The organism is Blastopirellula marina (assembly GCF_002967765.1).
Classification (GTDB): domain Bacteria; phylum Planctomycetota; class Planctomycetia; order Pirellulales; family Pirellulaceae; genus Bremerella; species Bremerella marina_A.
Window position 1 is genome coordinate 120,455 of record NZ_PUHY01000012.1, and the last position, 21,737, is coordinate 142,191.

Genomic DNA, 21,737 nt, shown 5'->3' on the forward strand with positions numbered 1-21,737 from the left:
GTTTATGATACCCCAAACGGAAAGAAATGCCATGCACCCCTCTCCCCAATTTGCCATCACATCGGCAAGACATCCACGGCCGGAAACCAGGGCGGATCGTAGTCGAACAGCTTCATCGCGGTATTCAGGGCAACCTGTGTCGAAGCGTGCAATTGGCCCGATTCTACCAGCGATGGGAGTAGGAGATCCCCCAAAACCAATCGGACCAATTGCCCGCCCGACAATTCCAAATAACTGCGTCCGAGTCGACCATCGGTCAAGGTTCCCTTCCGCTTACCGAGATGGATGCAGTACTTCTCTCCTTCCACGAGAAGACCTAAGTCGAGTGGCAATTCGAGGTTCCTGGCGACTGCCCTCTGATGCAGCACCGAGCAAAACTCGGCCAAGTGCTGAATTGGATTAGGCATGCGCACAAGGATTTCTTCGCCGGGCGGAGAATTCTTACCGCTTGGTACTTGTTGCAAAATCGAATGAACCGGATCCGAAACAGGCGCCTCGAGACGAAACTCTCGATGGTTTGCCTCATATAAATCGCTACAGATTCGATTAATCAGTGGTACTTTGACCGCTTTCTCGTGGGGCTGAGTAATGACTTCCAAGATTTGCCGATCTTTGACGACCGCGTAACCGGCGATTCGCTCGATGGCGTCTTCAAAGGCCAGCTTGTTGCCACCTCGAATGGCGACATACAGTGCATCGAACGCCTTACGTCGAATTAGCCAGTCCCACATCGCCGCAGATCGCGGAGTGCCGACTTGGTTCGCCCGGAACGATTTCTCGTAAAGTGATACGAGAGCGTCAGCTTCCACTTGTCGCATCAGGCGTATCCATAGCCCTGACTCTTTGTTGGCGCGTCGATCACTGATCTCGCTTTGGCTTTCACCACGCACCGAAACCAAAAATGGTTCCGTTGCGGCGGTGCTGCGGAAGTCGCTCGATAAGGCGACCCACCCAAAGCGAGTCAAACGCTTCGCCATCGCCGCGCTTGTGCGATGCATCATGAAAGAGCCACCGAAATGATCGAACGACTCGTCCAGGCACTGAAAGAATGCGTCGACGTTGGTCATGTCGACATATTCCGGCGCTAAGACAAATTCACTGGCTCGCAGGTAGGAAACCAGCGATCCGCCATGCCAGATCTGCTGAGGTACACAACGAATGTGACCAATGATCTGGTTGCCCAGGCGAAACGTCAGCCGCTCGCGCGGATCATAATCTGGCCGTTCTTGCTGCGAGTGAAACTCGTTTTCATCGTACTGAAAAAGGCAATGCTTCATCAGTTGCAAGATGGCAAATTGTTCACCTTCATGACTGCTGGTGAGGCGAAACCTAGCCGTGTCTCCGCGAGAAGAACTCGCTTGAGAATAGGGTGATGACAACGGCTGAATCGGGGGCGAGTAGGTCGATGATACGACGCGACGCATTCAATCCGACTCCGTTCAATAAAGACAAATCCCTTTGCGAAGTGAACTCTCTCCTTAAATTAAAGTTCTTTTACAGCAAGGTCCAGTAGTAAATTCCGCAATCCGTCTTTCGGGAACAGAATGAAAGGGAATTCGCGCGAAGCCAACAGGCTTTCTTGTTGAAGTTGCTGAGCAACTTGATCACGCTCAATTCGAAGGCGCGCAACAGGTTCGGTAATTCGCTCGCGCATCGCCGCGTTCACTTCTTGTAGCTGACGATGCCACGAACTTTTTTCTGAAAGAGTTGGAATGTTTTCCAACAAGTCTGACTTCTGTGCAACCAAACTGGCCCAATCTGGAGCGTTGATCGCAGCTTCGTCCACAACTCTCTCCGGATTGAAGTCCGCATCACGTAACTTGCGTTTGATCTCTAATAGATCTTCTTCCGTTGCCTGGGGACGTGGAATTGGCAACAAAGCCGACGCCGTCGCGGTGACAAATTGCGGTGGTTGCACGAAGTAAAACCGACGGATGATCTCGTCGGTTACCTGATCATATTTTGCTCCACCAATTCCATGGATGAACAAGTCGGAAGCGGCCAGCCGCAGCACCGTCGTCGTTGCCAGGGCACGCGGCCGCACGTACACCCTACACGCCCTGAGTGACTGAAGCTCGGTCACCAGATCGCCATCTGATGCGAGCTTCGTATGCCAGTCACCACGATCGGAAAGCCGTATGCCACTTTCCTTGTGGGCAATCCACAGCGGACGTCGTCGCGGATTCTCTTCCGTCCACATCCAGAAAGGAACTTCAATCCAGTTTCCTTCTGCGCCCAAGTTAGGGACCGGATGCGAAGTGCTTCGAATCCCGTGCACCATTCGATATTCGTTGACGCACGCGTTGTAGATTTCCCGGTATCGCCCAGCTTCTTCCAAGATGCCTCCGACCATCGTCAGAAACCACCGCGTCTGACAAAGCTGGCTCAAAGGAACGTCTAGAACGTTCAAGCCGAACTCAGCTTCTAGTTGATTACGAGCTTGTGAGAACGCCTGCCCTAGCGGTTTGCCAGCTTCAATGGCCGCCAGCACATCAGGCCAGAAGCTAACAATCATTGGATCAGCCACGAACTTTCCGAACGTTTCCACAGTCCGCTTAGAAAAACTTCGCAGCATCTCAAGAGAATGAATCGTAGTCATTTCCCACGGCTGTTGCGGCCCTGGTTCGTCATACGCAATACGCGCCGGCCGAGGTTCACCAGGTGTGCCGGACAAGGCCGAGATTGAAGGAGCCGGAGCAGTATCGTTGTCGACGATAACGTTGATCGCTGTACCCGAAACGTTGGTCGCGATGCGATCGATCAGGAAATTCTTGAACCATACCCCAGGATGATAGAGTGCCGGCTGATGGCCGCTGAGAATAAGCGGTGCACTCGTATCCGGCAAAGAACCGACATCACGATACTGCTGGGTGAAATCATAAGCCAAACGGACGATCCCTTGCCGAGCCTCCTCCCGAAGGGAATCGAATGGGACACGTCCCACACTGGTGGTTGCAGCCGCATGAAAGCGCTGGCGATTTGCGCTGACCAACGCCGCTGGCGAAAGAGGACGTGGTGTTACGAGCGATTCACCATGACCACGAGGTGCGCGGATACGCTGGTACTGGATTCCGGACACTTGAGCAGTCATGAGGCAGACGGCTTCGTAAAACTAATTTAGCAAGATGCCAGCGCGTGCACGCCAGCCTTGGTCAAACCGCTTCGTGCCAAACTGCGATCCAACACAAAATGATAATAGTTTAAGCGGGTACCCCCGTCGTCGAGTGCCCCACCAAACGATCGGTTTTCGTCGAGATAGATCAATGGAACCGGTAACTCAACAATGTTGAGCCCCGCCTTGGCGGCTTCCACCCACAACTCAAGTGGCATCGCATAGCCGGTCTCGGTCACGTCGAGCTTGGCAAGTGCTTCAACTCGATACGCTTTGAATCCGCAAAACGCGTCGGTCAATTGAAACCCCAGCAAACGATTCAGCTCAGAGGTAACACGACGATTGATAAATAACCGCTGCGCCGGTGGCTGGCTTTGGCCAGGGAACTGCTTGAGATAGCGGCTCCCCGAAACGATGTCAGCCGAGCGACACGCCTTGATGAACTTCGGAATCAATTGCGGTTCGTGTTGTCCGTCGCAATCCATGGTCACAACGACATCAAACTTCTGCTCGCGGGCATAGGCAAATGCGGTTAACAACGCGGCTCCATAGCCCGAGTTGTTCTCGTGCGTGATGACCGTGATATCGTCACGTTGTTCGAGGAGCTTCAGAGTGTCGTCGGTCGAACCATCATTGACCACCAGAACCGGATGCCCATATCCCACCACTTGATCCAGCACCGCGTGGATTGTCGCAGCCTCGTTGTAGACAGGAAGAGCGATAAGGGCCTGCTCAGGTGATTTCATAAAGTTCGCCATGGATGATCGAAGTTAAGTTTCCGAGGTTCTTTCGATAACTATTGTGCAAGGACGTCAAATGGGCAATCGACTTCGGGCCGGCTGTCGGCTAAGCGCGGGGCGATTGCCGGAATTTGAATTTTGCTGCTAACTATTGTTACCATAAGGCGTTAGAAGCACAAACCCGTCACATCCAGTCGTCCTAAACCTTCAAGTAGCACGCACTTGGGGACACAACGTTCGTGGCAACAAAAGTTTGGATGCCGACTAAATGAGACACGTTTCACAAATCGCGAAAACTTACGCGAAGTGAACGGGATCGACGTCCTTTCGACTGCACCAGACATTTGCTGTCGGGAAGGCACTGCCCAGGACCGATGCCAACTGCTCAACCGCAAATCGCTCGCTGGCATAATGACCAACGAGAATCAACGCGATATTTTGAGCCTTTGCTTCCAGGCAGGTATGAAAACTAGTCTCTCCGAGGATCAAGCAATCCAGTTTCTTTTCAATGGTGGAAGTAAGTAGCTCGCCTGCCGAACCGCAACCAATCGCAATTGTTTTGATTTCGGCAGTGGATCGCCCTACCACTTTGACCATCGACGCCTTGGTTGCCTGCTTAGCTTTCTCGGCCACCGTCGCCAGGGGTGTATTTTTCGATTCCAACGTTCCCCAGCGTCCGGTTCCCACCTGAGACGTTGGCCCGGAGACTCCCAGCAGATCGACCGGGATCAATGGCTGTATGTCGCTCAGCCCCATCGCTTTCGCCAATTGAAAGTTGATCCCCTCGGCACACGAATCGAAAGCCGTGTGAGGACTGTAAACAGCGATGCCATGCTTGATCAGCTTGAGAAGCATTTGTCCGACGGTATCGGACGAAGTAATTCGTTTGACCGCCCGGAATGGCATCGGATGATGTGTCACAATTAAGTCAGCGTCTGCTTCAATTGCCTCGTCGACCACTTCTGGGGTCACCGTTAAACAGGTCACCACCCCCTCAACAACTTGATCTCGATCGCCGATCAGCAAGCCCACGTTATCCCAGGACTCGGCAAGTTGGCTTGGCGCAAAGCGTTCTAGGAACTCACAAACGGCATTCAACTTAAGTGGATCGGCCACGGGTCACTTTCTGTTGGCAGGATCAAAGAAACGAACGGAGCGTTCCTTAATACTTCACTTCCACACGGTGATTGAAAACCCGGGTCCCACCAATTTCTCGTAGTCGCAGCAAGATTGTGGTCCCCATGAGGTCTTTTCCTTCAGGAATCCGATACACGAGCGTTGTTCGCCCCAGACCAAAGTTCATAATCCGTTGTCGCATTTGCTTCCGGCCAGCTGCGTACAACAAGCAGTCGAACGAGATCAACTCTTCCTGCAAGTTATGCACGGTCGCTTCAATTATCAGATCACCCGTCTCCTCGTCATATTCCGTGGTCGACTCGACCTGCATCATGCCGGAACCGACTTGAATGTCCCGGTAGACGCTGAACTCGTATTCCTTGTCGGCACTGATCTGAAAATCGATACGTACTGGCTGCATTCCGCTCGAAGCATCGGCACGCAGCAAGATCTTGTACGGAGATTTAATCTCACCGCCTCGGGTCAACTTGAACCGGAGAATGCCTGGGTTCACATTCCACACGTCCGGCGAGATCAAGCGAGCCACACCACTCACCGCAGTCGGAAAGGTGTTCTTCACGGTCGCTTCAATCCGTTGCGTTCGACCGAAGTCGCTTTCCAGCCGAGCTGGATCAAATTTGAACGCCAAACGCATCTTCGCTACGCCGTCGTTTAGGCCGATCAAGAATTGCGGGATCGGACCAACGGGGATGATTTGTTTTTTACCATCTTGCTCAGGTGTCGATTCCCGCCCCCAGAGGTCGATAATTTTGACATCGTCCCCTAAATACAGCGTCTCGGTGACTTCTCGCGAATTCCAAACCAACATCACGGTCCGTCCATTGCGTGAGAAGACATGATTAGGACTTCCACCAGGCAACTGAATCTGTCCGAGGTATTCTCTACCAGAGATGAGTCGGGCGGTCGTTCGCCAAGGGAGAAGTAGTTCCGATGGGGAACCATCTTCGTTCATCAAGCCATATTCTCGATCAAACGGCATCGTCATGAAGGCCGCGTCGACCCGATGGATTTTGGCAGCCACCATCTTCTCGACCAAGTCGCGTGCTCGTTCTTCCGTCGAGTACTTGGAGCGGGGCAATGGAAAGACGGTTGCAAAACGCGTCGTCTGTCCCATCGATTTGTCGAGGTAGGTTCCCAGTTCGTCCTTGGTCATCGGTAGCAAGCCGTCTATCTCGCCACTGGCCGGAAGTACCGAAAACGCCAGGAAGTCGAATGGCGGCTTCGCTTCGCTTGGAGGAGCAGCCATCCAACGCCACGGAATGCCCAGGATAATATCCTGCCCGCTAATACGGATTTCCTGTCGGATCTGCCGGAGTTTCTCATCTAGGTTGCGATAACCAACGAAGCTCACGTCGTTGTCGGCGCCTAATTGCCAGTAATGGACCGTCAAAGAAAGTCGCGTGAGGATCGGTTCGATGTAGGGTCGCCACAATAGTGGCTCGGAAAAGACATTCGCGACCAACATTGTTTCCTGCTCACCGAACAGATTACGAATGTCGGCCGGTGGCTTATCGATCACGGCAACCATGTTGATGTGATGCTTATGCAATCGCTCGGCGAAACGCGCAATGTTGTTGGCCCGTTCCAAGTCGTTGTCGGCATACCACACCGGAAATTTCACCCAGCTAACACCGCCTGTGACCAGCAAGTCGAACATGCGCTGGAAGTCGAGTGGCTTCTCCCCGTCGGGTAGTGTCCACCCGAATTCGCCCCCTTCAGGGCTTACGTCACGCGAGACCACCGCCATGGTCATCACACGGCGATGCATCAGCCCAGAGCTTCCCATCATGGTGGCGCGGACTTCGTAGTAACCGTTCTCGGTAATGGGGGGCGTCCAGTTGATATCCCCAGCGTAGCCAACATCCCAATCTTTGTCCTGGTGGGCCTTCTTACCGAACAGCTCCGAGATCTTCTCTGCCTTACGGGCAACCACTTTCGCATCGAGTCGACTTTCATGTCGAGCCAGATTCTGCCGGCCAACGTCGACCAGTTCAAAGATGATCGTCGGATCGCGTTCCAGAATGCCGGAGACCTTACAGTTCACCTCGATCGGCTGATCGTTGTAATAACAGAATCCCCCATCGGCCGTTTCCAACGTCATCTTTGGAAGTCGAGCGAACCAGATATCATCGAACAAGACTTCGCCGGTCAGATCTTCATCGACTTCGTTTTCCGGACCGATGTGCAAACCAATTACGGCCAGTTCCAATCCCGAGTTTTCAGGAGCGATGGGACCGATTCGGATCTTCAGCCAATCCCCAGTTTCTCGAAACTTCTCCGAGTAGTAAGTTTCAACTGGCTGCTGATTGCTATCAAAGAAGGTCAAGGAGATGTATGCCTTGTCATACTTCAACCCTTTCGTCTTAATCCGCGCCTCAAGCACGTAGCTGAAGATATCGCGGATGGCGATCGGAGGACTATAGGCTGTGGCCGACCCACCATCCAGCTTCATTACCAGAGCCCGCTTCCCTTCTCCTGGTTCCTGATCGGTAATTTCAATATCGACATAGCGCGGATAACCAGGGCCTGTTCGGCGCGTCCATTGGTCTGGCCAAAGGTCGTAGTTAAGATCGGAATCTTCTTCAAAATCGCAATGAAAGAGTTCGACTGCCTCGGGGTGGCGTTGGTCGATAGGCGTATCCTTCCAATCCGCGGCCACGATCAGCAAGGGTATTAGGGCGTACGATAACATATGCTTCATGCGGATTTGAGGTCAAAGCGAGACGTCCCAGCGCAGTCCGGCTGGGTCCGTTAAAATGTTGCTTACCCCTGGCAGCCTGGGCGGCACCCTTGCGGAAAGCACGATCCGCCATGACGATGAGAAGCACGAAAATCGCTATAATCGTTAATTCGCCTCCCCAACCTTGCCTTACTTAGCGCAACCACGACCGACAGACAATCCATGATTCGACTAAGCGTTCAACTTCGAAGTCTTCGTCTTCCCTTTCGTCAGGCCCTGCAGACTGCCGGCGAGTTAGGAGCCGATGGGGTCGAGATCGATCTGCGAAACGAACTGCGTCCAGAGGAACTCACTCAAACTGGGATTCGGCATCTCAAGAAGATCCTTAGCGACTACAACTTGAAAATCGCCTCGGTGCGTTTCCCAACCCGTCGCGGATACAACGTGTTGGAAGATCTCGATCGCCGCGTCGCCGCCACGAAAGCCGCGATGACCTCAGCCTACCAGCTGGGTGCGAAGGTCCTGTGCAACCACATCGGTGGTATCGATGAAAACCTGGAAGCAGAAACGAACACGCGCCTTGTCGAAGTCCTTCACGACTTAGCGCGCCACGCTGATTCATGCGGAGTGACGTTCGCGGCAACCACTGGGCAAGTCGATGGGCCGATTTTAAAGATGTTCCTCGACCAACTTCCGGAAGGAGCACTTGGCGTCGATTTCGATCCTGGGGCCTTGATCATTAACGGCTTCTCCGCCGATGAATCATATCAAGCGATAGCAAAATACGTGGTCCACGTCCGCGGTAAAGATGGTGTGAAAGATCTTGCCCGGGGACGCGGTATCGAGGTCCCCTTAGGACGCGGAACGGTCGACTTCCAAATGCTGATCGCCATGCTGGAAGAAGCTCGTTACAAGGGATACATAACGGTTCAACGCGATCATCCTGAGAATCCTGTACAAGAAGTCGCCGACGGATTGGCATATTTGCGAAATATTCAGGTTCCATGATCTTGTTTGGCGAGCTGCCGATTCCGCGATAGGATTGAGGATGTGGCTCTCTCGGCTACTACATTCGCTGGCCCCTAAACGTTTCGAGGAGATCTCCGTTATGTCTCGCACTACCCACCTTGTTGTCTTGCTCGCACTCGGTTTTCTACTCGGTACGCATTCGTCCTCGTTGCTTGCACAAGATACCAAGCCATCCGACGAGCAAGCGAAGCTGTTCGAAAAGTTTGAACAGACCTTGAACAACGTTGCCTTAGTTGGGTCGTTCACAATCACCGGCAAGGAAAATCAAGGGGGCAAGCCTGAACGATACGAAATCAGTAATGTGCGGAAGCTGGAAGAAGGGGATCTGTGGCTAATCAACGCCCGCATTAAATACGGCGACAAAGACACCAAGATTCCTATGCCGCTGGAGGTGAAGTGGGCCGGCAAAACGCCTGTGATTACGCTCGACAACACCACCATTCCAGGGCTCGGCACGTTTAGTGCCCATGTTGTGATCGACGGCGACAAGTACGCCGGAACGTGGACCCACGGCGAAGTGGGTGGGCATCTTTACGGCAAGATTAAAAAGCTCGAAGACTAATTCGACGGCCGACGCAGCATAGCCCCAAGTGTCCGGCATCGCCAATCCGTGCCGGGCATCGACGATAGTGAGTTTGTTCGCTACTCAGATAGTGTCGTCAAACTGGCGATCGCGAGCGCGGCGGTTTCGACGCGTAAAATTCGCTTGCCGAGCGAAACGACGTGGCATCCGGCTTCCGCGGCCTTGGCAACCTCGGCGTCGCTGAAGCCCCCCTCCGGTCCGATGAGGGCGAGGACCTCGTCCACTTTCTGAACAACTTCCAGGTTCACAGGCTCACCGCTGGGATGCAGCACCAGTGCGCACGTCGGCTTGGCGGCCAACACGTCATCTAAAGTCTGCCCCTCTTCGACCGTCATCAGGTGATTACGCTCACACTGTTTGCTCGCTTCAATCACCGCCCGACGGAGACGTTCGATCGCCTTTTCGACTGGCTGGGCGACTCCACGTTCGGTGATTAGGGGAATCATGCGATTCACACCAAGCTCGACTCCCTTTTCCACCAACCAACGTTGGCGATCTCCCTTCGGTAGGGCAACCGCGAGTGTTAGCTTTCGCGCTGCCTCCCGCGAGACTTCCTCTTTCTGCCGAACCGACCCGATAACTTTTTTCTTGCCAACCGAGGTCAGCTCAATCTGATACTCGCTGCCGCTGCCATCAAACCCAACGACAACATCACCAATCTGAGCGCGCATCACCTTGGCCAGATGCTGTGATTCTGCCTCGGCGAACGTGACTTCATCGCCGATGGGAGGTTGTTCCAGAAAAAATCGTTCGGACATTTGGCTTTGCCGGCCAGAGATCAGGAATGCATGAAGACTGCGGTCGGATTCTACCGAAACAAACTCGTGGCAGGAATGCCCTGCGCACCACTTGCTAGCACTGGTGCGGTATGCCAGCAGCCCTCAATTGATTGTCGCCTCGATGAGTCCTTTTTTCGAAAGCCCTGCCTACCAGGAAGCCGTCGCTCGGCTCGAGTACGCCCTACAGCGTCACGACCGCGTTGCGGTTTTGACCGGCGCGGTCGGCAGTGGCAAGACTACGCTCCTGGAAAAGTGGACTGGCCAACTTCGCCGCGGCGGGGCAATCGTCGCGCATCTTCGCACGCCAGGAACCTTCGAACACGACTTTCTATGGGACTTGGCGATTCAACTGAAAGCCAACGTCGGCTTGGCGACCACACCACCCGAGCTTTGGTTTGAGATCCGCGAGCAGTTAACGGCTTTTACGCTTGAGCAGCGGCCAATCGTGGTGGTGGTGGATCATGTCGAAGAAATCTCCCGTGAAACGGCCGATATTCTGCTGACACTGGCCCGGCTTCACTGCGGTAGCGAAACCGAGGCGACGCTGATTCTCTCGGTCGATTCTCAACACCTGCAGACGTTCGATACGCGACTTTTGAAGCTCGCCGACCTGAAAATCGAACTGGAAGCGTGGAATAGCGACGATATCGCCAAGTTCACCGAAGCCTATCAGGCAGCCCATCCAGAGGCCCAGTTGACGCTTGATTCCGCAGCGATTGAAGCCGTCTCGCGCTATTCGGACGGCTTACCGCGTGTCATCTCGCAGATCCTCGATCTTTCGCGTCTGGCCCTGGCAGCGAGCGAATCGACGTCGGTCACCCCGGAAACCGTCGAAGCGATTCGTGAAGAACTTCTGTAAGAGTAACACACTGCATCTTAGCGTAATCCATTTTCAAATAGTGACTTACGTCTCTTTGTCAGCTTTCCAACCGCCCGGAACTGGCCTGGATTCAGAGAAACAATTGGCTAAGATTGAGGGATTACACAAGCACTGCCATCCCTCCGGTTGCACTCAATGTCCAACGAAACCGGGTCCGCTCAACCACCCTCGGACCAAGATCCTTTTGCTCCCGTCGCTATCGACCTGAAGAATCCCTCGACGGCCGTGTTCCTGGCTTGGTTGATTCCCGGTGCCGGACACTTGTACCAGGGTCGCCGCGGGAAAGGCATTCTATTCCTGGTTTGCATCCTCTCGATTTACTTCCTCGGATTATCGATGGGGGGTGGCCGAGTGGTCTATGCGAAGTGGGACAGCGCGGAGAAGCGGCTTCCTCTTCTTTGCCAGTTAGGCGTCGGCCTCCCAACGCTACCAGCGTTTGCTCAAGCATACCTTGTAAAGAATCACAAACAGCCGATGGAGTTCTTAGGAACCCGCTTGATGGCGCCTCCACTCGACAAGGAAGAGAACGCCAGTTTGCATCGCAAGTACGGTTACCTCTTCGAGATGGGTACGTTGTACACCATGATCGCCGGACTGCTAAACGTGCTGGTCATCTACGATGCTGGAGCCGGCCCCGTGTGGATGCTTCCTGACTCGGAGAAGAAGAAGCGAGCCAAAGACAAGGACGACGAATCAGAGTCGGCATCCGAGTCCAACAAACAAGATCCCGCCGCGAGCGTTTCCGCCAGCTAAGCATATCGATACGAAGGACCCGCTCTGATGGAAAACCTGGCTCTACTCGCGATGTTTCCTGGTTGGCACCTGGTGGTTTACGCTCTCCCTCTGATCACCGTGGTTAGCTTGGTTTACGGTGCCACGCGTCACGAGCGCTGGCCGGCGATTCTCAAGCATGCTTGGGATACATTCGTTTGGATCGTCGGCTTTATGGGAGTGGTGTTTGTGGTGATTCTTCTGGCGGGTCTGTGGGGCTAGTCTCGAATTTCGGGGCCAGCTTCTTATAGTCGCCGTCCAGCCACAGCGGAACGTCGCTCTTATAGTATCGCGAGAACCGACTCTCGCTCGGTCCCCCTGGCATGTTTGTCCAAGCCAAGTCGGTCGCCATGTCGGTCACGAAATGGTAACTCGGCGCGAAGGTCGATTCACGCGTCGCCGTCTGCAACACGTGCCCTTGAAACACCGTGGCATGACAGCCGGGCATGGGGTATTCAGGGCTATCAAAACCAAGCAGGCGCCCAACATGCCCGCCGCCGAAGAAGCGGTCGGTGAAGTGGAAGCTATTGAATTGCCCCCAAGTCACTTCTTTTTCGAGCAGTGCTTTCTCGCCTGCCGTCCGAATCATCTCCCCCTTGTCACGCGTCTGCCACCACAAGGAGAGATCCTTCTTCAAGATCTCGTCGCACGCCGCGATGATCATGCTTGAGAAGCCAGCACGCGTCACCAGGTAAAGCGTCCGCTTGGGTCCCATGCCACGTTCGTGTCCGAAGATTTCCAGCAGCGTGTTTCGGTAAAACCGCTGAAACAAGACCGCTTCGGTACTATCAGGGTCGAAGCGATAATCCCAATCTTCGAGCTTGTCGCGCAGAACCTGCGGAGCGTACGGCAACAGGATCGGCAGGATCTCGCGTGCCTGAAGACTCACCAGATCGTATTGCAGCGTCTGCATGTCCTCGATCGTGACTTCACATGCGGCCTCAAGCACCTCGACGATACGACGCTTACGATAGCTGGGCAATGTCTGACTGACCAACTTCGGTCGGTTAGGCTCGTTGATATCTTCGTTGGCCGTGGCGATGAAACCACACTCCGGGTTGTAGATCCGTGGAAGCTGATCCGCAGGAACAACCCCTTGCCAGTGATTCCGCGCATCCCACGCCGCTACCGGACCGAGACCAGAGAAGCCATTTCGGCGACGCGGAAATCGGCCGTTACCTTGCATCCCGATATTGCCTTCGACGTCAGCAACTACCCAGCACAAGGTCGGCTGCGGACAACCTTTGGCCACATCCAACGCCTCGGTTGCATTCTCGGCCGAAAGCATTTGCAGCCACGAGGCGATTGCCATTCCGGATCGCGGCTGCATCCCAGTCCAAGCCAGGCTCAAGTAATAGCCGTCGCCAGACTCTTCCGGATCGACTTCCAACGCGCCTTGCGGATTCTCCAACACTCGCATCGTGGCAGAGGGCTTTCCCTTAGCGCCGATGACTTCATCTCGAACTTGAAAGTCATACCACGCGTCCTCGCGACGATATTGCCACTTACCTTCTTCCGCCTTGCGGCAGTCTTCGATGAAGAAGTCCGTGGTGTCCCCTTTCATGTAGGTCACACCCCAGCTCACTCTCTTGGTACGTCCCACCGCAACCAACGGACAACCAGGCAAGGTCGCGCCGATCGCGTAGTTGCCGTTCCACCGCATTACGGCCTCGTACCAGATTGCCGGCAAACGGTTCGTCTCGAGATGCGGATCGGAAGACAAGATCGGGCTACCACTCTGCGAGAGCTTACCGGAAACAACCCACGCATTGCTCCCCGCCAGACGAGGCAGGTCCATCAGCACCTCGAGCGCTTCATCGGAAAGCTTCTTCACTCCGCGAGCTTGCCGCAAGATTTCAAAATCAACATGCTCCAGTCGGCCAGGAAAAAGTTCGCGGAGGGCTCCTTCATCGCCGCCAGCTTGAATCAACGCGATCACGATTCGCTCGTTTTCCAACTGGCTAACCGCCAAACCACCAAAGCTGAGCAGGTTGCCAATGTAGAGCACCGAGGTCGGATCCCAAGCCGCTGCTTCGAAGCCAATCGCCCACATCGGCCAAGTACCGCCGGTCGCTTTCATCCCATCGTTGACGCCTGCGCAGTAGTGATCGACTTGACGCTGAACGTCCTCAGGCCAGTACTCACGTTCCCGCGGCTGATTGCGATGTAAGCCGATTCGTCGAAAGAAGCGATCGGTCTCTAAAAGCTCATCGCGAGCGGCGATCGATTCAGCTGCTCGACCAGAAGCGATGGCCCGGGCGAATAAAATCTGAGTCAGCCGGTCGGTTGCATGCATGTAACCGAGGCCATATAACGCGTCATCAAGCGTGCTGGCCGTAATGTGCGGAACACCAGCGTCGTCACGCTCGATGGTGATGTCTCTTGTTAACCGGGAGAATTCCATGTGGTTGTCGATCCCTGTCAGCTACCCGGGGCCCCGTGTCAGGGAACTTCATGAAACCTGCACGGCCCTTATGTCATCGTAGCATGCTGGCGCGGTCCGTTTGCGACTTCGGACGAATTGTGACATCGTAGTGGGGTATTCTCACCACTTATCATCGGCAGAATGAGGCGTACGAGGCCAGTCAAGCCTTGGGAGCCTGAGCTATCGTTTCCCCCTTGAATTGAAGCGTAATTCACCTTGGACGACCCAGCGGACACTTCCCACCCGCCAGCAATCGCGTCGCAGCAACGACAGCGCGGGCTACGCCAGTGGTTTACCGCCGTCAGCTTCGCCAGCCCCTGGCTAGTGGGACTCTTGGCACTGTTTGTCTATCCATTCTTGGTGTCGCTGTATTGGAGTTTCTGCCAGTACGACCTGATTAACCCACCTCACCTGATCGGGCTAGAGAACTACCAGCAACTTGGTACCGAACTTGCCTCAGGCACAGGGATTGGCAAAGCACTTTGGAATACGAGCTATTACGCCCTAATTTCCGTTCCGCTTTCGATTGTGGTCGGCGTCGGTCTGGCAGCACTTTTGTCGTGCGAGATCCGTGGGCAATCGATCTTTAGGACGTTGTTCTACCTGCCATCGGTTATCCCAGTGGTGGCTTCCAGTATTCTTTGGATGTGGCTTCTCAATCCGGCAGACGGCTTGGTGAACTCAATCCTCGGCTCGCTCGGTCTTTGGCAGCCGCAATGGTTCGCTTCGCCCGACGAGTTTTTCTCACCACATACCTTCACTGCCTCGGCTTGGTCGAATAATTCGGCGCCGGTCGGCTCGAAGGACGCCCTGATCCTAATGAGCTTGTGGGGCATGGGCAACTTCATGGTGATTTACCTGGCAGCGATCGGCGACATCCCGAAATCGCTTTACGAAGCGGCTCGCCTCGATGGTGCCGGTCCCCTGCGTAGATTCTGGAATGTCACGCTCCCGCTGCTTACACCGATCATCTTCTTCAATCTGGTGATGGGCCTAATCCAATCTGTCCAGGCATTCACACAGATCTATATCGTGAGCGAAGGGCGCGGTGCCCCGGCAGACTCGACGTTGATGCTCAGTCTGCATTTGTTCCTCAGCGCATTTCAGCACTTGGATATGGGATACGCGTCGGCCGTCGCTTGGCTGCTGTTCGTGCTGTTGGGAATGGCGACCTGGTTCCTGTTTACCACCTCGCGACATTGGGTTTACGAGGGGTTACGCTGATGACAAGCAATTCCGTCCGCGGCTGGTTGGCGCTCGCGATGCTGTGCGTGATTGTAATCGGGCTGCTCCTTTCCCAACGTTACCTGACGGCGACCGACCATGCGGTGCCCGACGACCGTGAAGAAGTGGTCTTCTGGCACTTCTGGGGCGGTGCTGATCGCGCCATCGTGGAAGACGTTGCCCAACGTTTCAACCAGTCGCAAGAAGAATACTTTGTTCGCCCGATCGCGATGCCGGGGAACAACCTCGACCTGAAATTCTTTCTCAGCGTTACTGGTGGTGATCCGCCTGATCTCTTGAACATTGACGACCCAGTCATTGCCGACTGGGGACATCGCGGTGCGATCTTGGCTCTGGACGAGGTGGCGAGCGAGGAGGAGGTACAGCGTCTCGCCACGTGGTTATTTCCAGCCGCACGACGGCTGGTGACCTACAACGATCGCATGTACGGTGTTCCCAATGGACTCGATATTCGAGCACTCTACTACAACCAAACCATGTTAGATCGTTACGAGCTCGCCGCACCGACATCGATCAGCGATCTCGACCACATCGCCACCACGATCGCTCCGCCAGATCAGAAGACACCGTACGAACATCACGGGTACTTGCCCGATTCACGTCGAATTTGGGCGTGGGGGCCGGTCTTCGGTGGGCAATTCTACAATGCAAAAAATGGACAAGTAACGCTCACCTCACCTGAAATTGAAGCTGCGTTGGCTTGGATGACCAGCTATCGAGATCGCTACGGTCCTTCGGAAATCGCTCGTTTCCGGCATGGTGATCAATCGCTCCCAGGCAAAACATTTCCTCTATTTGCCGAGCGATATGCCGTGGTCATGGATGGTCAGTGGCGAGTTCGCGATATCCGTGCGTTTCAAAAATCGCAACGCGAAAAAGGGGAGCCGGTCACGCGGTTCGGAGTCGCTCCTTTGCCGCCGCCTCCCGGTGGCAAACCCAATGCAGGTTGGGTAAACGGCAATAATTTTGTGATTCCCCGTGGAGCAAAGAGTTCTCGTGGTGCTTGGGAGTTCATCAAGTTCTGGTGTGGCTTTGACGGTCACGAACCACAAGCAGCGGAAACCTGTGTGTCCGGGGGCTGGATTCCCGTTTCCCAGGCGGTGGTCGATCAACCGACGTTTGCTCAATTTCTAGAAGAAGAACCTTTGTTTCAAAACTTCATTGACCTAGCTGGCAGTCAGAACCAGTATCCGGTACCGGTTATTCCAGGAGCACCTTTCTTCAACAACGAAGTGAAGAATGTCTCCGAAGCGGCCATGGCTAGCCCAACAAAGCCAGACCTTGCCCGGATGCTGGAAGACGCTCAGGAGCGGATTCAGTTGCACATCGATCGAGCAGGGAACCGTTAAATGAATCGCCTGCAGAAATCGACTGTTTATGCCCTGCTGATCTTCTTTGCAGCGATCTACAGTATGCCGCTGTTGGTGATGCTGTCGGGTTCGCTGAAGTCGCCCACAGAAATCCAAGTGGCCCCGAATCGTTTGATCCCGGAAACGTGGCATTGGGAGAACTACGCCACGGCGATTCAGTCGATGCCGTTCTGGCAGTACCTGAGCAATACGCTGACGCTTTGCCTTGGTACGGTCATCGGCACCGTGATCTCCTGCTCGATGGCGGCCTATGCATTTGCCAAGCTGAAATGGTGGGGACGGGACAAACTCTTTGCCGTGCTGATTGGAACCATGCTGCTACCCTGGCACGTGACCATGATTCCCCGCTTCTTGCTACTCCGTGAAGTTGGGCTCTACAACACCCTTGGGGCGTTGATACTGCCGACATTTTTGGGGGATGCCTTCTCAATTTTTCTCTTGCGGCAGTTCTTTCGCACGATCCCAGAAGATATCAGCGAAGCGGCCCGTATCGATGGATTGTCGGAATGGGGCATCTATTGGCGCGTGATCATGCCCATGTCGGTCCCGGCGCTGGTCACCGTCGGACTGTTTCAATTCGTTGCAGCCTGGAATGACTTCAGCGGTCCGCTTTTGTTTTTGAGCAATAAAGATCGTTTTCCGTTGGCGTACGGGCTCGAGCAGTTTGTCAGCTCGTATGCTGACCAGACCCACCTTTTATTAGCGGCGGCAACGCTATTTACTTTGCCGGTTGTGGTGCTGTTCTTCTTCGCGCAGAAGACCTTCCTCAAGGGAATCGCCACCACGGGTCTAAAAGACTAGGAAGACGCCTTAAGCAGAGCGCGCGGCCTTAGATGCTGTCGCCGCTACGAGAAGAGGCGACAGCTTATCGGCAGAAGCGGAAAACCTGGGAGCATATCAGTTTGGATATGCTCCCATCAGATTACTTCTTGCGATGACGGATCTTTGCACGCATACGGCGTTTCTTGCGTCCAACTTTGCGTCGACCCTTACCGGTTTTCTTCGTTCCCACGAAATTCTCCGTATCGCTTCATCAAATATGTAAAGGAAATCCCCCTAGTGGGGAAATTAATTCAGGTGGAAACGTCGCATTCTACCAGAGTCGACTGCAAGTTGGCAAGGAACCCATCGCCCGAATACGAAGCCAGATCAACAAACTACCTTGCGTAAACCTCCTAAACATCAGGAGTTCGTCCGTCCGAGGACAAACAGCTTGATCAGCAGCGGCAAGATGATCAGATTGCCAGCGAGGGCCCCAAGCATCGTGAGTCCCACCAAAACTCCGAAGTAAATCGTTGGCACGAAGTCACTAACGCACAGCACACTAAAGCCAGCGATCAGAGCAAATGTGGCAAAAATCACCGCTTTACCAACACTTTGCTGCACCTCGACAAGCGCTTCCCCAGGCGAATTACCTGCGCGGATACTTCGCTGAAATCCGTAGATATAGTGAATCGACGCATCGACGCCGAGCCCCATCGAAACAGCGGCAATCATGGCCGCACCCATGTTGATCTTGTAACCAAACAGACCAAACGCTCCGGTTACCATCAGAATTGGCAGAATGTTCGGAATCAGTGCCAACAGAGCCAGTTTTACGCTGCGAAACGCCAAGGTCATCGTCAGGCCGATACCGACAATCGCTAAGCCGAACGAACGCCATTGGTCGCGAACCAAACTATCGATCAAATGGGTCAGCAGCACGAAGAAGCCACTGACGATCGGCGGTTCGGCGGGAGCCTGATCTGGCTCGGCTTCATTCGCTTTCTCTGCCGCGTACTCCGCGACAATTTCCCGAACATGCTCGATTGTCTCTTGCTTGACCTGGGCTTCCTGACGTTCCTTGGACAGCAGCATGATCCGAAACCAATACTCGTCTGGATTCGCCGGATCTTGAGCATACAGCGATTTCATTGTTTCCGGCATTTGCTTATTGAGCGACGAGATCCCCACGCGGATGGTGGTGTTTTTAATGAAAGCCAATCGCTGATTCTTAATCGCCGGAGGAAGCGTTGCATCGATCACATCAGCCAGACTTAGCACTTTCGAGAGTTCTGGTACTTCCTCGCGTAAACGATTTTCCAGCTGAATGACTTCCCGCACATAACTCCAATCGACGCTTGCCGGTGCCGGTATCGCGACATCCCACACGCCTGCGCCGCCAAGACGATCTTCAACGTACGAGTAAGCCTGGACGATTGGCGTCGACTCGCGGAAATTCTTAGTGAAGTCACTTTCGACCTTGAGCCGGGCGGCTCCCCACAACGAAACGCCGAATGCTATAAGAATCATCGTTCCGATCAGCAGTGGTCGTTTCACGATCGAATCGACTGTCTTCGATAGGCCTTGTTCCAGCTTTTCGTCTCCCCACGGTTTCGCCGGGTCGACGCCCCAAGGGCTGCCGATCAAAACCAAACCTGGCAAGAAGACTAACACCGCAGGCAACACAAGCATCGCCCCTACAGCCATCATGATGCCGAAATCGTGAACCGGACCGACGCTCGTAATCAGCAGTGCCGAGAAACCGACCGCATCGGTGGCACACGCCCAGAAGACCGGGGCTAACAAATACTGGGCAGCAGAGGCCAACGCGACCTTGGGATCTTGTCCTTCATCGCGATACTGACGAAATCGCAGGATGTAATGCACCACGGTGGCAACACCAATCACCGTGACGATCGCGGTCAGCATCGAACTGACCATGCTCAGTTGTAGCCCGCTTAGGGCCAGCGTGGCATGCGTCCAATAAAGCGTGACTTGGACAACCACGATGGCAATGATGACCCAACGAATGCTCCGGAAAACCAGTAAGATCACGCAGGCCAACAACAGCGACGTCGCCCAGCCTAGACGTTGCCCATCTTCTTCCACGTAGCGAAACCCATCGACCACCATGACCGGCTCACCCGTGATCATACCGTTGGGAAGTTTCTCGAAGATCGCTCGCAGTTGCTCAATGAGTTCGACGCGGCTGACCTTGGTCTCACCTTTCGGCGTGAGCTGAATTGGCAATGCGACGATCGTACCGTCCTCGTTGTGGGTATACCCGGAGAACAACTCTTTAATTTGTGGTCCAGCGGCTGAATCAGGGTTGAGCACGAACTCGCGGATCACTTCCCGATCAAGTGAGAGAACTTCGCGAACGCCGTCTAAGGCTTCGATTTCCGTGCGAACCTTTTCGACGCGGGTCATGCCACCACCGTCGAGTGCGAAGAGCTGATCGTCTTCATACACCCCGAGCACAACTTCGTTGCCGCCGAAGATGCGATTGAAACGCTCAAACGACTCAATCAACGGATCGTCTGCCGCGAACATGTTTTCAATCGAGCGATCGAACTGGAGGTTTTGGCCGAGATAAATGGCCCCAGTGGCCAGCGCGATGCCTATCGCCAGCAACAGCCAACGAGAGGCAATCCAGGTTTCAAACAGTATTTTCACCGCGCTTCCTTGCCACAGGGCAGCCATCGTCAGTTTAGGGCGACGTCTGTTATATTCTACGAAGTCCCGCTAATCGTACGAGCCTGCTTCTTTTGACCGGTCAGCCAGATGGATTCCCTCAGCGATGCCCCAGCGAGTTCGCCGCGTCCCACCAGCGTGTGGTTTGACTGGCAGTGGTATACCATTCTTTTCGTGGCATTGGTAATCCGAGGCGGACTAGGATATGCCCAGCTCGAAAACTTTCAGTCCGATCCCGACAGCTACCGGAAGCTTGCCAAGAACGTACTAGAGCTTCGCTCCCTGACCTTTGTTAACGCCGCGGAACCAACGGCGTTTCGCCCTCCGCTTTACCCCCTACTTCTGGCAATCACGAGTCCATCAGGCAAAGTTCTGTCCACGGAAGTCATGCTGCTGCATGTCGCATTAGGCTTAATTACCGTTGGGCTCTCGTTCTACTGGGCTCGCGTAATGGGATTATCCCGGTGGCGAAGTCTCGCCGCCTTGCTCGTAGCCGTCGATCCAATTCTGCTGAATCAATCGTCCCTGGTCATGACGGAAACACTGGCGACTTGTCTGGCGATTCTGACCTTGGTGGCTGTTTCCACGATGGCGGCCACCTCCAATGAAGAGAATACCGAGCGTTTCAGCACTAACTTAACCATTCGCGCCGCGAATATCGCTGGTGCGGTTGCCTTAGCGATATACTGTCGCCCCACATTTTTGGTCTGGGCAGCTTTGTTGCCACTGGCCATTGGGCTGACGGTAGCGACCTGGAAACATCGCCTGACCTCGGTTTCTTCCTACGGCTTGATGCTCGTATTCCTGCTGGTTCCATGGGTAGCCCGAAACTGGCTCGTCTTCCAAGCCCCTGTGCTGGGAACAACACATGGTGGCCACACGTTACTTTGGGGCAACAACGGCGATTACTACGAGTACCTGAGATCGGGCACGACGCCAGTTTGGGACAACGAGGCATTCCACGAAGGCTTCAATAAACGTCATCCATACGAATACACGTCGGCAAGCGAACTGGCCCGCGACCGAGCGGCCTACGTCGAAGCGATTGATAGCATGAAAGCAGATCCCACGATGACGGCTTACAGTTGCCTTGTACGATTTACCATGTTCTGGCGTCCACTTCCGCATGCACTTAGCGCGCAAGAGGGCCTCAAGCAAGCCGCCGTTCGGTACGCAATCGGGGCTTGGTACGCTGTTCAATTTGCCTTGGTGATCGTTGGGCTGATCACTTTAGGGCGAAACTTGGTGAAACCAGGCTGGCTAGCGGGCTTACTATTGATGGCCAGCTTCACGCTAGTACATCTCTTCTTTTGGAGCAATATGCGGATGCGATCGCCGCTGGTTCCCATCTTAGCCGTGCTAGCATGTGCTGGCATCCAATGGATTTACGGGCGTCTCTGGAAAAGCTAATCGGACGGAAGTTGGCTTGCTCTCGTCTGGCCGCATCCCTATAATCCGCCCCGCTTTAACCCCCTGGGGTGCGAATCACTAACTCGCATGCAGCTCGGGAATTACCGTCCTTCAGAGTCG

17 protein-coding genes are annotated in these 21,737 nt (G+C 54.5%); 9 read left to right on the forward strand and 8 right to left on the reverse strand.

Features of this window, described 5'->3' with window-relative positions; genetic code table 11:
• Positions 1–56: 56 nt before the first annotated feature.
• From C5Y83_RS16825 to C5Y83_RS16845, 5 genes are all read right to left on the reverse strand, one after another.
• A complete protein-coding gene (locus tag C5Y83_RS16825; protein ID WP_105330935.1) occupies positions 57–1,424 on the reverse strand; it encodes a hypothetical protein in 1,368 nt (455 codons plus the stop codon).
• A gap of 59 nt (positions 1,425–1,483) precedes the next feature.
• The gene (locus tag C5Y83_RS16830) at positions 1,484–3,091 is read right to left on the reverse strand and encodes a hypothetical protein (RefSeq protein WP_105330936.1); all 1,608 of its coding nucleotides are present in this window, start codon (positions 3,089–3,091) and stop codon (positions 1,484–1,486) included.
• A 26-nt stretch (positions 3,092–3,117) separates the two neighbouring features.
• Positions 3,118–3,858, reverse strand: a complete 741-nt coding sequence (locus C5Y83_RS16835) for a glycosyltransferase family 2 protein (protein WP_105331880.1) — start codon at positions 3,856–3,858, stop codon at positions 3,118–3,120.
• A 291-nt stretch (positions 3,859–4,149) separates the two neighbouring features.
• Entirely contained in the window at positions 4,150–4,968 is an 819-nt protein-coding gene (locus C5Y83_RS16840) for a Nif3-like dinuclear metal center hexameric protein (protein ID WP_105330937.1), read from the reverse strand.
• 46 nt (positions 4,969–5,014) lie between these two features.
• A complete protein-coding gene (locus C5Y83_RS16845; protein WP_146117807.1) occupies positions 5,015–7,690 on the reverse strand; it encodes a hypothetical protein in 2,676 nt (891 codons plus the stop codon).
• A 201-nt stretch (positions 7,691–7,891) separates the two neighbouring features.
• On the opposite strand from C5Y83_RS16845, the gene C5Y83_RS16850 reads away from it, so the two are divergent.
• Positions 7,892–8,677: a sugar phosphate isomerase/epimerase family protein gene (locus C5Y83_RS16850; protein ID WP_105330939.1), complete on the forward strand. Its 786-nt coding sequence runs from the start codon at positions 7,892–7,894 to the stop codon at positions 8,675–8,677.
• A 100-nt stretch (positions 8,678–8,777) separates the two neighbouring features.
• The gene (locus C5Y83_RS16855) at positions 8,778–9,260 is read left to right on the forward strand and encodes a hypothetical protein (RefSeq protein WP_233207260.1); all 483 of its coding nucleotides are present in this window, start codon (positions 8,778–8,780) and stop codon (positions 9,258–9,260) included.
• Between the two features lie 80 nt (positions 9,261–9,340).
• Here C5Y83_RS16855 and C5Y83_RS16860 read toward each other — a convergent pair whose 3' ends face one another.
• On the reverse strand, positions 9,341–10,039 hold the full coding sequence (locus C5Y83_RS16860) for a 16S rRNA (uracil(1498)-N(3))-methyltransferase (RefSeq protein WP_105330940.1): 699 nt from the start codon (positions 10,037–10,039) through the stop codon (positions 9,341–9,343).
• Between the two features lie 142 nt (positions 10,040–10,181).
• Between C5Y83_RS16860 and C5Y83_RS16865 the strand changes: the two genes are divergently transcribed.
• From C5Y83_RS16865 to C5Y83_RS16875, 3 genes are all read left to right on the forward strand, one after another.
• Positions 10,182–10,919 carry an AAA family ATPase gene (locus tag C5Y83_RS16865; protein ID WP_146117808.1) on the forward strand — a complete coding sequence of 246 codons (738 nt, stop codon included), beginning with the start codon at positions 10,182–10,184 and terminating at the stop codon, positions 10,917–10,919.
• 156 nt (positions 10,920–11,075) lie between these two features.
• On the forward strand, positions 11,076–11,693 hold the full coding sequence (locus C5Y83_RS16870; RefSeq protein ID WP_105330942.1) for a DUF6677 family protein: 618 nt from the start codon (positions 11,076–11,078) through the stop codon (positions 11,691–11,693).
• A 27-nt stretch (positions 11,694–11,720) separates the two neighbouring features.
• On the forward strand, positions 11,721–11,933 hold the full coding sequence (locus C5Y83_RS16875; RefSeq protein WP_105330943.1) for a hypothetical protein: 213 nt from the start codon (positions 11,721–11,723) through the stop codon (positions 11,931–11,933).
• Here C5Y83_RS16875 and C5Y83_RS16880 read toward each other — a convergent pair.
• Entirely contained in the window at positions 11,884–14,115 is a 2,232-nt protein-coding gene (locus C5Y83_RS16880; protein ID WP_105330944.1) for a penicillin acylase family protein, read from the reverse strand. The genes C5Y83_RS16875 and C5Y83_RS16880 overlap by 50 nt on opposite strands.
• Positions 14,116–14,352: 237 nt before the next feature.
• Between C5Y83_RS16880 and C5Y83_RS16885 the strand changes: the two genes are divergently transcribed.
• From C5Y83_RS16885 to C5Y83_RS16895, 3 genes are read left to right on the forward strand one after another with little or no spacing between them, the layout of a single operon-like run.
• Positions 14,353–15,360, forward strand: a complete 1,008-nt coding sequence (locus C5Y83_RS16885) for a carbohydrate ABC transporter permease (protein WP_233207261.1) — start codon at positions 14,353–14,355, stop codon at positions 15,358–15,360.
• Positions 15,360–16,730 carry an extracellular solute-binding protein gene (locus C5Y83_RS16890; protein WP_105330945.1) on the forward strand — a complete coding sequence of 457 codons (1,371 nt, stop codon included), beginning with the start codon at positions 15,360–15,362 and terminating at the stop codon, positions 16,728–16,730. Before C5Y83_RS16885 ends, C5Y83_RS16890 begins: the two co-directional genes overlap by 1 nt.
• On the forward strand, positions 16,731–17,552 hold the full coding sequence (locus C5Y83_RS16895; RefSeq protein ID WP_105330946.1) for a carbohydrate ABC transporter permease: 822 nt from the start codon (positions 16,731–16,733) through the stop codon (positions 17,550–17,552).
• A 381-nt stretch (positions 17,553–17,933) separates the two neighbouring features.
• On the opposite strand, the gene C5Y83_RS16900 is transcribed toward C5Y83_RS16895, so the two are convergent.
• Positions 17,934–20,189, reverse strand: coding sequence for an efflux RND transporter permease subunit (locus C5Y83_RS16900; RefSeq protein WP_158262387.1), 2,256 nt, complete (start codon positions 20,187–20,189; stop codon positions 17,934–17,936).
• Positions 20,190–20,297: 108 nt separating this feature from the next.
• On the opposite strand from C5Y83_RS16900, the gene C5Y83_RS16905 reads away from it, so the two are divergent.
• A complete protein-coding gene (locus C5Y83_RS16905) occupies positions 20,298–21,617 on the forward strand; it encodes a hypothetical protein (protein WP_105330948.1) in 1,320 nt (439 codons plus the stop codon).
• The last annotated feature ends 120 nt before the right edge of the window (positions 21,618–21,737 follow it).